Origin of the sequence: Croceibacterium sp. TMG7-5b_MA50 (assembly GCF_039830145.1) — a bacterium.
Classification (GTDB): domain Bacteria; phylum Pseudomonadota; class Alphaproteobacteria; order Sphingomonadales; family Sphingomonadaceae; genus Croceibacterium.
Window position 1 is genome coordinate 2,414,461 of sequence record NZ_CP156082.1, and the last position, 12,265, is coordinate 2,426,725.

The 12,265-nt window shown below is 69.9% G+C and carries 13 protein-coding genes; 6 read left to right on the top strand and 7 right to left on the bottom strand.

From position 1 onward, the window contains the following. Positions 1–57: 57 nt before the first annotated feature. Positions 58–402, bottom strand: coding sequence for a DNA-directed RNA polymerase subunit omega (gene rpoZ, locus V5740_RS11360; protein ID WP_347302589.1), 345 nt, complete (start codon positions 400–402; stop codon positions 58–60). A 115-nt stretch (positions 403–517) separates the two neighbouring features. Here rpoZ and V5740_RS11365 point away from each other — a divergent pair, with 115 nt between their 5' ends. Next, entirely contained in the window at positions 518–1,099 is a 582-nt protein-coding gene (locus tag V5740_RS11365; RefSeq protein WP_347302590.1) for a hypothetical protein, read from the top strand. Positions 1,100–1,102: 3 nt separating this feature from the next. Here the strand turns inward: V5740_RS11365 and V5740_RS11370 are convergent, their stop codons facing one another. Continuing rightward, positions 1,103–2,764 (bottom strand): M20/M25/M40 family metallo-hydrolase, encoded by a 1,662-nt coding sequence (locus V5740_RS11370; RefSeq protein ID WP_347302591.1) that lies wholly within the window; start codon positions 2,762–2,764, stop codon positions 1,103–1,105. A gap of 32 nt (positions 2,765–2,796) precedes the next feature. Continuing rightward, positions 2,797–4,323, bottom strand: a complete 1,527-nt coding sequence (locus V5740_RS11375) for a replicative DNA helicase (protein WP_347302592.1) — start codon at positions 4,321–4,323, stop codon at positions 2,797–2,799. Positions 4,324–4,500: 177 nt separating this feature from the next. On the opposite strand from V5740_RS11375, the gene V5740_RS11380 reads away from it, so the two are divergent. The 3 genes from V5740_RS11380 to V5740_RS11390 are packed head-to-tail and all read left to right on the top strand — an operon-like array spanning position 4,501 to position 6,156. Continuing rightward, on the top strand, positions 4,501–4,998 hold the full coding sequence (locus V5740_RS11380; protein ID WP_347302593.1) for a UPF0262 family protein: 498 nt from the start codon (positions 4,501–4,503) through the stop codon (positions 4,996–4,998). 41 nt (positions 4,999–5,039) lie between these two features. Beyond that, the gene (locus V5740_RS11385) at positions 5,040–5,735 is read left to right on the top strand and encodes a glycoside hydrolase family 25 protein (RefSeq protein ID WP_347302594.1); all 696 of its coding nucleotides are present in this window, start codon (positions 5,040–5,042) and stop codon (positions 5,733–5,735) included. Positions 5,736–5,745: 10 nt separating this feature from the next. Continuing rightward, positions 5,746–6,156, top strand: a complete 411-nt coding sequence (locus tag V5740_RS11390) for a cytidine deaminase (protein WP_347302595.1) — start codon at positions 5,746–5,748, stop codon at positions 6,154–6,156. Positions 6,157–6,164: 8 nt separating this feature from the next. On the opposite strand, the gene V5740_RS11395 is transcribed toward V5740_RS11390, so the two are convergent. From V5740_RS11395 to xseA, 4 genes are all read right to left on the bottom strand, one after another. Then, complete coding sequence (locus V5740_RS11395; protein ID WP_347302596.1) at positions 6,165–7,148, bottom strand: esterase-like activity of phytase family protein; 984 nt, start codon at positions 7,146–7,148, stop codon at positions 6,165–6,167. Position 7,149: 1 nt separating this feature from the next. Continuing rightward, positions 7,150–7,974, bottom strand: coding sequence for a M23 family metallopeptidase (locus tag V5740_RS11400; protein ID WP_347302597.1), 825 nt, complete (start codon positions 7,972–7,974; stop codon positions 7,150–7,152). Between the two features lie 101 nt (positions 7,975–8,075). Then, positions 8,076–8,279: a DUF2093 domain-containing protein gene (locus tag V5740_RS11405; protein ID WP_347302598.1), complete on the bottom strand. Its 204-nt coding sequence runs from the start codon at positions 8,277–8,279 to the stop codon at positions 8,076–8,078. A gap of 27 nt (positions 8,280–8,306) precedes the next feature. After that, complete coding sequence (gene xseA, locus V5740_RS11410) at positions 8,307–9,800, bottom strand: exodeoxyribonuclease VII large subunit (protein WP_347302599.1); 1,494 nt, start codon at positions 9,798–9,800, stop codon at positions 8,307–8,309. Between xseA and purD the strand changes: the two genes are divergently transcribed. Further along, entirely contained in the window at positions 9,799–11,073 is a 1,275-nt protein-coding gene (gene purD / locus V5740_RS11415) for a phosphoribosylamine--glycine ligase (RefSeq protein ID WP_347302600.1), read from the top strand. The two genes, xseA and purD, sit on opposite strands and share 2 nt — an antisense overlap. Before the next feature lie 94 nt (positions 11,074–11,167). Beyond that, a complete protein-coding gene (locus V5740_RS11420; protein ID WP_347302601.1) occupies positions 11,168–12,262 on the top strand; it encodes an MBL fold metallo-hydrolase in 1,095 nt (364 codons plus the stop codon). Positions 12,263–12,265: the final 3 nt, after the last annotated feature.

Genomic DNA, 12,265 nt, shown 5'->3' on the forward strand with positions numbered 1-12,265 from the left:
AGGGCCGCACCTCGATGGTACGACCCTGTCTGTTGCTGTCCGGTAAGCGGCTGGAAATCAGCCGTCGTAATCGCCGCCCACGCTGGTGTTCCGGGCCGGGGCAGCGGCCGACAGCCGCATCGCTTCCGCCGACTGGCTGAGCGAGCCGATCTCGTCCGCCTCGTCCTCCTCGTCCGGCAGCACGCGCTGCAGGGACTGGACGACGCTTTCATGCAGGTGCTTGGGCCGCACGGTCTCCTCCGCGATCTCGCGCAAGGCGACGACCGGGTTCTTGTCCCGGTCGCGATCGACGGTCAGTTCCGCCCCGCCGGAGATCTCGCGCGCACGCTGGGCCGCCAGCAGCACCAGATCGAAGCGGTTGGGGATCTTGTCGACGCAATCTTCGACCGTGACGCGCGCCATCAGGGCACTCCTTGTCAGAACAGCTTGTGCGGAAAGGGCGCCACCTATGCGACGGACCGCCCGGAGTCAAGGTTTGCGCGGGGCACCAGTCGGCCGATCGCGGGTTTTGGACGGCATGATCCGTCGCAGGCACCCGCTCCTCGCCCTCCTCGCAACAGCCGCCCTCGCCGCCTGTGGCGCGCCGGACGACCAGTCTTTGCCATCGGAGGAGAATACTGCCGTCACCCCGGCGGTGCCGACCGCCACGCCCGTGATGACGCCGGCCCCCCAGTCGGCGACGGCCGAATCCCGCACGGTCGGTGGCGATGGCTCCACCCTCGCCCTGACGCCCCTGACCGGTGCCGAGCTGGAGGGCGTCACCCTTGCCGGCGAGCTGGCCTGCGCCTTCGCCACCCAGGCCGGGGAGCCGCCCTTGCTGCTGGCACGCGGCGATGTGGGCGACGATGACGGGCGCGCCAGCTTCGCGATCAAGATCGGCGATTACGTCGAACAGGGTCTGGCGCTGGAGGATGGCGGGTTCGACGCCATGCTGGATGGCGGCCGTTTCGGTACCAAGGGCATGACCCTGTCGGTGCGCAATGTAGGCGAGCCCGCCCGCGGCGGCGGCGAATCGCCTCCCCGCCAGGCCGAGCTGCTGGCACAGCGTGCCGACGGGGCGGAGCGGGTGTTCGCCGGAACCTGGACCTGCGGGCCGTAGACCCTACTGCCCGGCGCGGCTCTCCTCGCGGATTTGCCGGAACTCCGACCCTTCCTTCCATACGGGCCAAGCGGTGCCGTCCGCGATGTCCCGCCCAACCTCGTAGGCGAGCTGCGTATCCTCTGCCGCGCCGGTGAAGTCCAGCTGCGGCGTCCAGGCGTCACAGGTCTGGTGGTAGCAGGCCATGTAGCCTTCCAGCCACGCCTGCCCCGCCTCCCGCCCGCCGGCGACCAGATCGGGCTCGCCGCTGATGGCCATGAACAACAGCGTCGGCACCCCGCGCTTCGCCAGCGAAAAGTGATCCGCGCGGTAGAACAGGCCGCGTTCGGGCAGCATCTCCGGCGTGACGGTGCGCCCCTGCGCATCCGCCGCCGCGCCCAGCAGGTCCTCCATCGTGCTCTGCCCCTGGCCCACCAGCAGCACGTCCTTTGCCGGACCTCCGGTGTTGAGGATGTCGAGCGTGATGTTCGCGACCGTCTGCGCCGCGGGCCAGGCCGGGTCCTTGGCATAGGTTTCCGATCCCAGGAGGCCGCGCTCCTCCGCCGTCCAGAAGCCGAAGGCGATCGTGCGCTCAGGCGCGGGGCCGGCCTTGAACGCGCGCGCGATTTCCAGGAGCCCGGCGACACCCAGCGCATCGTCATTGGCGCCCGGGCGGATGGTGCGGCCCTGTGCGCCCGGCTCGCCCTCGCCATAGGCGTCCCAGTGCGCGCCATACAGGACGACCTCGTCCGGGCGCGTGGTCCCGGGCAGCTTGGCCAGCACATTGGCGCTCATCAACAGCTCATGCTCCACCGGCAGGGCCGCGCTGAACGTGGTGCCGAGATCGACGGGGCGGAAATCCGGCAGCCGGGCCGCAGTGCTGAGCGCGGCGAGGTCATGCCCGCCCGCAGCGAACAGCCGGGTCGCGGCCTCGCCGCTTAGCCAGCCCTGCAGTGCCAGCCGGTTCTCGGCCCCGGCGACATCGAAGTTCTCCCCGCCGGGCGCGGTAACGGTGGCCCAGCCATAGCCGGCGCCGGGCGTCTCGTGCACGATCAGCGCGGCGATCGCGCCACGTCGGGCGGCCTCCTCGAACTTGTAGGTCCAGCGGCCGTAATAGGTCATCGCCCGCCCACCGAAACGGCCATCGGCCGGGTCGCCGGGGTCGGCATGGAAATCGGGGTCGTTGACCAGAAACACGGCCACCTTGCCCGTCAGGTCGGCGTCTTTGAAGTCGTCCCACTCCCGCTCCGGCGCGGTGACGCCGTGGCCGACGAACACCATCGGCGCATTGTCGACTTCGATCGCAGGCACGGGGCGCAGCGTGCTCATGTAGATGTCCTGCCCCAGAGCCAACGGCATGGTCTCGCCGTCGATCCTGGCGCTGACGTGCCCGGTGCCGAGCTGCGTGCGCACCAGCGGGACGGGCTGCGTCCACTGGCCGTCCTTACCGCCCGGCTCCAGCCCGATGCGCCCGAGTTCGGCGACGAGCCATTCCACCGTGCGCGCTTCTCCGGGGGTGCCGGGCGCGCGGCCGCCGAACGGGTCGGACGCCAACGTACGCACATCGGCCGACAACCGCTCCGCCGAAATGGCGGGTTCGGCAGTGTTCTGCGCAGTGGCAGGTGCGGGCAGCAGGGGCAGGGCGATGAGGGCGGCCGTGGCGGCAAGACGTTGGGACAGGGTCATGCCGTCCCTCTCGCCGCTAACCGGCCCTGCCGTCAATCGTAGCCGCCGCCCCCGGCATATTCACCCTCCGCCAGGTCGGAGAAGCGGGTGATCTTGGGCTCGAACCGCAGGCGCACCTTGCCCGTCGCGCCGTGTCGCTGCTTGGCGACGATCAGCTCCGCCAGACCATAGACCCGCTCCATCTCCGCCTGCCAGGCGGCGTGCGCCTCGTGCCCCTTCATGTCGCCGTCGCCGACCGGCATCTTGGGCTCGCGCGATGCGACATAGTAATCCTCGCGGAAGATGAACCACACCATGTCGGCGTCCTGCTCGATCGACCCGGATTCGCGCAGGTCGGACAGCATCGGGCGCTTGTCCTCGCGCTGCTCCACCGCGCGGCTCAGCTGCGACAAGGCGATCACCGGCACCTGCAATTCCTTGGCCAGCGTCTTCAGGCCGCGGCTGATCTCGGAGATCTCGTTCACGCGGTTGTCTTGGCTGCGTTGGCTGCCTTGCATCAGCTGCAGGTAGTCGAGCACGATCAGGCCGATATCGTGCCGCCGCTTCAGCCGCCGTGCGCGGGTGCGCAAGGCGGCGACGGACAGCGCGGGCGTGTCGTCGATATACAGCGGCAGTTCGGCCAACCGCTGGCTGGCGTAACTGAGCTGCTGGAAATCGTCACGGCTGATCTTGCCCATGCGCAGCGCTTCGGAACTGATGCCCGCCTGTTCGGCCAGGATACGGGTCGCCAGCTGGTCGCTCGACATTTCGAGGCTGAACAGCGCGACCGGGGCGCCGACCGACTTCTCGATCCCGTCGCGCTTGTCGCGCAGCCACCGGTCCGCGCAGTTGAAGGCGATGTTGGTGGCGAGCGAGCTCTTCCCCATGCCGGGACGGCCGGCCAGGATGATGAGGTCGGAATCGTGCAGCCCGCCGACCTTTTCGTTGATGGAGGTGAGGCCGGTGGTCTTGCCGCTGACATGACCGCCGGAATTGATCGCCATCTCGATCATGGACAGCGCCTTGCCCGTGGCGCCGCGGAAGCTTTCCGCCTCGTTCTGGCCGGTCGCACCCTCGGCCACCTTGAACAGGGCCGCCTCCGCCGATTCGATCTGCAGCATCGGCTCGACCGCCTCGGACGTGTCGAGCGCGCCCTCCACCAGTTCGCGCCCCACGCTGACCAGTTCGCGCAGCAACGCGAGGTCGTAGATCTGCTGCGCCAGTTCGCGCGGCGCCAGCAGGCCCTGCCCATCGGCAGTCAGGCGCGCGAGGTAGGACGTGCCGCCCAGCTCCGCCATCGCCGGGTCCGCCTCGAAGAACGGCTTCAGCGTAACCGGCGTCACGACCATCTGCTTGTCGATCTGCAGGTTGATCCGGTCGAAGATACGGCCGTGCAAGGGCTCGAAGAAGTGGTCGGCCCGCAGTGGCACCGCCAGCTCCTCCAGCACCCGGTTGTCGATCATCACCGCGCCGAGAAACGCGGCTTCCGCATCCAGGTTGGCAGGCAGTGCGCGTGGCTGCGGACCGGTCGATTCGCTGGCGGCGGCAGGGTGGCGGAGGATGTCGGGAAGGGTGGCCATGGTCGCCCGATTGTGCCCGCTGCAATGCACCGCGGCAATGGCACCGGCTGGGGACGCGCTGTTGGCCGAGTGTGGACAGCCTGTGGATAGTCTGCAGTCCCCAGCACGCGCCACCGCCGCGATGCGGCGCGTTTCATTGCGCATCGGGCGCCGATTTGCGAAAGGCTGCGGCTCATCATGCACGATCCCGCCACCACCGCCGACCGCATCGCCCATGTCGAACTGGACGAGGCCACGATCCTGTGGCGCAGCGAGGATGTGGAGCGGGAACGGGTGGCGGCGATGACCGACCTCGTGGCGGAGAACCAGTTCGTGCCGCTGCGCGCGGTCGAACGCGGCCACCAGGGGCCATGGTCGCTGCGCCTGTCGGTCGCCGATGGCCGGCTGGACCTGTGGATCAGCGATGCCGAGGGGGCGGATGCCGGCGCGATCGGCCTGGGCCTTGCCCGCTTCCGCCGCGACATCCGCGAATATTTCGCCATCGTCGACAGCTACTACAAGGCGATCCGCAATCCTTCCGCGCAGGAGATCGAGACGATCGACATGGCCCGTCGCGCGATCCACGACCGTGCGACCCGCCAGTTGCAAGAGGCGCTGGAAGGCAAGGTGGATACCGATTTCGCCACCGCGCGCCGCCTGTTCACGCTGATCTGCGTGCTGCACATCCGGGGCTGAGCTTACCGCTTCTTCACGGATCGGCGCGCAAGGCAGGACACATGGGACGGCAACGGACATGGTGGCAGGCACGGCGCTGGCGCGTGGCGCTGGGCGTCGTGCTCGCCAGCCTGCCGGTCACCGCCTGGGGGTGGTGGCAGGCGGCGCACTGGGCGCCCGACGCGGCCGCCTTTCCGGTGCAGGGCGTGGTGCTGGGCGCCGCCGACGGCGCGGTTGACATGCGCGTGCTGGCCGCGACCGGTGCCCGCTTCGCCTATCTGGAGGCGAGCCGTGGCGCGGGCGCGCGCGATCCACTGTTCGCCCGCAACCTCGCTTTGGGGCAGGCAGCGGGCCTGCGGATTGGTGCCATCCACCGCTATGACCCGTGCGTACCGGCGGACATGCAGGCGGCCAGCTTCGTCACCACGGTGCCGCGCCTCCCTGCGATGCTGCCCCCCGCCGTGGCGCTGGTGAAGACGGCGGAGGGCTGCGCCGACCCATTGGCCGCAACCGGGCTGGAAGGGGAGCTGACCACCTTCCTCAACCAGATCGAACATCATACCGGCAGCCGGGCGCTGCTGGCGATCGACCCGGCCTTCGCCGCGCAGCACCCCCAGGCGGCGGATCTGGGACGCAAGCTGTGGGTGACGAGCGATTGGTGGCAACCGGACCAGCCGTGGACATTGTGGACGGCCAATGCCGCCTATCGCAGCGAGGCGAGCGACGCGCCCTTGCGCTGGGTAGTGGCGCAGCCGTAAGCGGCCGCGCATGACGCAAGACGATCTGCTGGCCGCGGCACAGGCCGCGCTGAGCGAGGCCTACGCCCCCTATTCACAGTTCCGCGTGGGCGCGGCGCTGCTGTTCGCCGATGGCGCGGTGGTGACGGGGACCAATGTGGAAAATGCCAGCTACGGCCTGTCGCTGTGTGCGGAGACGGTGGCCGTGGCGCGCGCCTTTGGCGATGGGCGGCGTGGCGGGCTGGTGGCGGTTGCGGTGGCGGCGGAACGGGCCGTCCCGGTGCCCTGTGGCCGTTGCCGGCAGGTACTGCACGAACTCGCCAGCCTGGACGGGGCCGATCCGGCGATCGCCTGCGCCGGCGGGGGGGAGCGGCGCGACCTCAGATTGTCCGTCCTGCTGCCTGAGGCATTCGGGCCGGGCCATCTGGGGATCGCTGGCTAGAGCGCCCGTCAGATCACCAGGTGCAGCTGCCACAGCAGCGTGCGCTGCACGCCTGACTGGTTGTCGTCGGAGATGATCCACAGATGCACGCCGCCGTCCGGCGCGGGGGTCACCGCCAGCCCTTCGTAGTTCTCGCGCGGCAGCGGCGGGGCGAGCTGGGCCAGAGTCTGCCATGGCCACGGCTTGTTCGCACGGATCGCCGCCGGGTCGGCGATCGCCAGCATCGCCCCGAACGGCGGCAGGCCGGGCTCGATCTGCCGCTGCAGGATCAGCGCGCGCCCGTCCGGCAACAGCGCCATGTCGGTGGGGTGAAGCCGGCCCTGCCGTGGGAAGCCGAAGCGGATGGCGGATGCGCCGTCCACCGGATCGCCCGCGAACAGCACGCCGGGGCTGATCGGCGGGCTGCCATCATTCACCCCTTCGCCCAGCACGATGAAGCGTCCGTCAGGCAGACGCACCATCGCCTCGCCCCCCTTGTTGGTGGGCCAGTCACGCATGGCCCGCGGGCGTGAGCCGCCGGCGGGGCGTCCATGGGAATCCAGCCGGCGGATCGCATTGGTGCTTTCGATTGTCAGCCATTGCCTGTTGGTGACGGGATCGCGGGTGGCAGCCTCCAGATCGTCGGACCAGTATCGGGCGTCCGCGTCCCGCTGCAATGTCCCGAGCAACGCACGCCCGCGGCCATGATCAGGGCGGCGGAACAGCAGGTAATCGCCCCGGTCGCTCCACGCCTGCAACCGCCCACCCGGTAGCGGCACCAGAGCCGAATAGCCGCCGAACCGCGCATGATCGCTGCGCAGCACCCACCCGCCGACCAGGCGCAGCGCGGCGGGCCAATCATCTGGTTGGGCAAGCTTGAGCGGCGTGATGCTCAGCGTCGCGGGCACGCCCGGCGGCAGGTCCGGCGTGCGCCACCACGTGCCGGGTGCCAGCAACAGGCATAGCAGCGCCAGTGGGACGAGGCGCAGCCACCGGCGCCGGCGCGCACGCATCTCAGCCCGGCGGCGGCGGCAGGAACAGCAGCGGATCGAGCCGCCGGCCCCGCCACATCAGGCTCCAGTGCAAATGCGGCCCGGTCGCCCGGCCGGTCGCGCCCACGCGACCCAGCACTTCGCCCTGGCGGACCCGCTGCCCTTCGCTGACGGTGATCGACTGCGAATGAAGGAACGCGCTGTTGAGGCCAGCGCCATGGTCGATGATCAGCAGGTTGCCTTCCAGGCTGAACGGGCGATCCGCGACCAGCACCACCGTGCCATCGGCGGGCGCCACGTAAGGCGTGCCCGCGCCGGGCGCGATGTCGAGCCCCGAATGGTAGCTGCCCGGCTCGCCGCGATAGACCCGCTGCGATCCGAACCGGCCGGAGATGCGCCCAGCGACCGGCCAGATGAAGTCCTGCTGCCAGCCGGTCGCGCGCGTGTCCTGCGCCCGCGCAGCGATGATGGCGTCCAGTTCCGGCCTGCGGCGTTCCATGTAGCTGGCAGAGGGCACCCCGCCCGTGGGGGAGGCGTCCACATGCTGTATATCCCAGGCGCGCGGCGCGATCTGCAGCACCTGTTCGACGATGCGACCATCCACCAGCCGGGCGCGCAGCCGCGCCTGTGCCGGGGCATCGCGGTCCAGCGCGGCGAAGAAGCCCCGTTCGAGATCCAGCACCAGCGGCACATCGTCCAGCCAGGCGCCCAGGGTGCCCGCGGGCGCCATACCGCGCAGCCAGCCGCCTTGGGTCAGCTCACCTGCGTAGGTGAAGGTGGTGGGCCCCGGCGGAACCGTTAGCCCGCCGACGTCGCCACCAACCACCGGCGGGTCCGTGACAACCACGGGCGGGGGGACAGGGGCCGGGGCAGGTGCCGCAGGTACGCAGGCAGGCGCCAGCAGCGGCGCGGTGGCGACCAGCAGGCGGGGGAACGGCCGCGTCAGGATCAGGAATCGCCCGCCAGCCGCCGCGTGGCGATGCCGGCGCTGGCATAGGCTTCCTGCCGGTCCACGCTCCAGTAACGCAGCTCCTCTAGCGAGACGGCTTCCCCGCTGACCGCACAGCGCACGAAGCGGCCAGGACGGACCATGCGGAACCCGTTCGGGCCGTAGATCAGGGTGGCGGGCTCTTCACCGGACTTCATCAGCATGGGTTTCATGATAGGGAATGCGACCAGCTAAAGCAATTTCGGCTGCTGCGTTGCAGCATCGCCGGGCGACCGGGCGGGCTTGCGGCGCGGCGGAGCGGGCGGTGCCTCGGCCGGGGCTGCTGCTGTCGGTATCACCTCGACAAGTCCATCCGAGAACTTGAGGGTCAGGCGTTCCTGCCCAACAGCGACGGTACTGCTCTTCACCAGCGGCAGACCCGGTGCTGAGACCCGGGCAAAGCCGCGCTCCAACGGTGCATCGGGGTCAAGCTGCCGCCGCACCCGGTCCAGCGCCGCCAGCCGCTGCCGCCCGCTTTCCAGCTCCCGCGTCAGCAGCGCGGGGCGCAGCCGCACGGCGTTGAGGTCGCGACCGGCGGAACGCACGCGTTCACGCAGCAAGGATAGCGACAGGCGCGCCGCATCGTCCTGCAGGCGGTGGCGTGCGTGGGTCGCCTGGTCGGCGAGGCCGCGGCGCAGCCGATCGCCCAGATCGTCCAGTCGCTGCTGCGCGGCCGCCGCCAGCGCCTCCGGCCTGGGCAGGCGGGCGACCCGCGCCTGCAACCGCTCGCGCCCCAATGCGACAGGCCGCAGCGCGCAGCGGCGCTGGCGCAGCGCATATTCGTCCAGCGTGGCGGCAAGCTCGCGCAAGACCGGCACGGCGATCTCCGCCGCGGCAGTCGGCGTGGGCGCGCGCATGTCCGCGGCGAAGTCGGCCAACGTGGTATCCGTCTCATGCCCCACGGCGCTGATGACGGGGATCGCGCTGCCGGCGATGGCGCGGACCACCGGCTCCTCGTTGAAGGCCCACAGGTCCTCGATCGATCCGCCGCCACGCGCCACGATCAGCAGGTCCGGCCGGGGCACGCGGCCGCCAGCGGCCATTCCATTGAAGCCCTCGATCGCGGCTGCGACCTGCGCGGCGGCGCCATTGCCCTGCACCAGCACCGGCCAGACGAGGACATGCGTCGGGCACCGGTCGGCCAAGCGATGCAGGATGTCGCGGATCACCGCGCCGGTGGGGCTGGTGACGACGCCGATCACCCGCGGCATGAACGGCAGCGCCCGCTTGCGATCGCCTGCGAACAGCCCTTCCGCCTCCAGCCGCTTGCGGGTCTTCTCCAGCAGAGCGAGCAAGGCGCCCTCGCCCGCGATCTCCATGCTGTCGATCACCACTTGGTATTTCGACCGGCCGGGATAGGTCGTCAGCTTGCCGGTGGCGACAATCTCGATCCCGTCCTCCGGCACGAAGCCCAGCCGCTGTGCGCCGGTGCGCCACATCACCCCGTCGATCGTCGCGCCTTCGTCCTTGAGGCAGCAATAGAGATGGCCACTGGCGGCGCGCTTCACGCCCGACAGCTCGCCGCGCAGGCGCACATGGCCGAAGCGATCCTCCACCGTGCGCTTCAGCAGGCCGGAAATCTCCGTGATGGTCAGGGGTGCGGAATTGTCCCCGGGCTTGCCCTTCGCTACCAGCCCCGCCTCTGCATTGCCGTTGTCGTCGAAGAAGGAAGTGGGGCCGGGCATGAATATCCTGCTGCTGGGTGGGGGCGGGCGCGAACATGCGCTGGCATGGAAGCTGGCGCAATCCCGGCTGCTGGCGGATGGCGGCCGGCTGTTCGCCGCGCCGGGCAATCCGGGCATCGCGCAGCATGCCGAACTGGTGATACTGGACGTGACCGATCATGCGGCGATCACCGCCTTCTGCGCCGCCGAGGCGGTGGGGCTGGTCGTCGTCGGCCCGGAGGCGCCGCTGGTAAATGGCCTTGCCGATACCCTGCGCGATGCCGGCGTCCCGGTGTTCGGTCCATCTAAGGCGGCCGCCCAACTGGAAGGCAGCAAGGGCTTCACAAAGGACCTGTGCGCCCGTCACACCATCCCCACCGCCGGATATGTCCGGGTGGAGAGCGTCGCCGACGCGCTGGCCGCGCTGGACCGCTTCGCCGCACCGTTCGTGCTGAAGGCCGACGGCCTCGCCGCGGGCAAGGGCGTGGTGATCGCGGAGACGCGCGCCGATGCGGAGGCGGCGATCCCGGACATGCTGGCCGATGAGGGCGCGGCGCTGGTGATCGAGGAATTCATGCATGGGGAGGAGGCGAGCCTGTTCGCCATTACCGACGGCACGACGATCCTCACCTTCGGCAGCGCGCAGGATCACAAGCGGGTGGGCGACGGCGACACCGGCCCGAATACCGGCGGCATGGGCGCCTACAGCCCCGCGCGTGTCCTGACGGCCGAGCTGGAGGCCGAGGCGATGGAGCGCATCCTGCGGCCGACGGTGGCGGCAATGGCGGCGGAAGGGATGCCCTATTCGGGCGTGCTCTATGCCGGGCTGATGCTGACGGACGAAGGGCCCAAGCTGGTCGAGTACAATTGCCGGTTCGGCGATCCCGAATGCCAGGTGCTGATGCCGCGTCTGCAAGGCGACCTTGGCGAATACCTGTTGGCCTCAGCGCTGGGGCGCCTCGCCGACCTGCCGCCGCCCGCCTTTGCGCCCGATCCGGCGCTGACGGTGGTGCTGGCCGCCAACGGCTATCCGGCGACACCTGAAAAAGGTGGCCCGATCGGCGGGATCGACACGGCGGAGGCGACGGGCGCGCTGGTGTTCCATGCCGGCACCGCAATCGACGGGGAGGGTCGGCTGGTTGCCGCCGGGGGCCGCGTGCTGAACGTCACCGCCAGCGGGCCCGACGTGCGCCATGCCCAGATGACCGCCTACCGGGCAGTCGACGCGATCGACTTTCCCACCGGGTTCTGCCGCCGCGACATCGGTTGGCGGGAGGTCGCACGGGAGGGCTGAGGGCCATCTGACGCACTTGCCCATGGGGTAATCGACTTATCGCTATCCGGCATGACGGTCCTATTCCGGCCAGGGGTTCAGACCGGAGACGATCATGCCGCAGACGCAAAGTCCGCCCGCCAACCAGGTGCCGGGTGTCGCCGTTCCGGCAACGCCGTCGCGCGGCTATCCCAACGGTAACCCGTCCAGCCTCGCCTACAACCCGGCGCTCGCCCGCCATACCGACAGCGCGGTGCCGCTGCGCCGCACAGGGCCGGTCACGCATGATTACGCGCCCGACGGTCCGGCACCGGGCAGCCTGTCGTTCCGCTGGACCTATGGCAGCAATGTCGCGGCGAAGAACCGCGACCCGCGCGTGCAGGTGGTGCAGTATAACGAGGACACCTTCGTCATGCGGCAGAATGTCTGCGTGCATTGGGAGGCGCCCTTCACCTACCTGCTGTTCGGCAATGCCGGCGCGCTGCTGATCGACAGCGGGGCGACCGCCAACCCGGCCTGGTACCCCTTGCGCGAGACGGTGGATGCGGTGATCGCCCGTTGGTGTCAGGCCCGCGGGCGCGCCTCCATCCCGCTCACCATCGCACTGACCAGCGGTGAGGACACCGCCCAGAACCAGGGCTTGCGGCAGTTCGCCGGACGGGCGGACACCACGATCGTGCCCGCACCGCCGGCGGTGATGCAGCGGCACTACGGTTTCGCCAACTGGCCCGAAGGCACCGGCCGCATCGACCTGGGCGACCGGGTAGTGCAGGTCATTCCCACGCCCGGCACGCACCGCGACGGGGTCAGCTTCTACGACCCCTATTGCGATGTGCTGTTCACCGGCGACCTGCTGTTTCCCGGGCGGATCAACATCAGCAACGACCGCGACTACCTCGCCTCGCTCCGGCGGCTGCAATCCTTTTGGGAAGGCAACCCGGTGCATCAGGTCTGGGGCGGGCACGTCGACATGATGTTCGTGCCGGGCAAGTATTACCCGCGCTTCGCCACCTACAAGCCCTATGAACGCGTGCTGGAGATGCAGCCGGCGCTGATCGACGAGGCGGTGACATATGCGGCGGAGGTGCAGGGGCAGCAGATGATGCTGATCCGGCCGGACTTCGTGCTGTTCAACGGCGTCAGCCCCGATGCCCGCACGCGCGTCTGGCCCGACGGCGTGGTCGACATCAACCCGCCCCGCCCCTTCTGACCC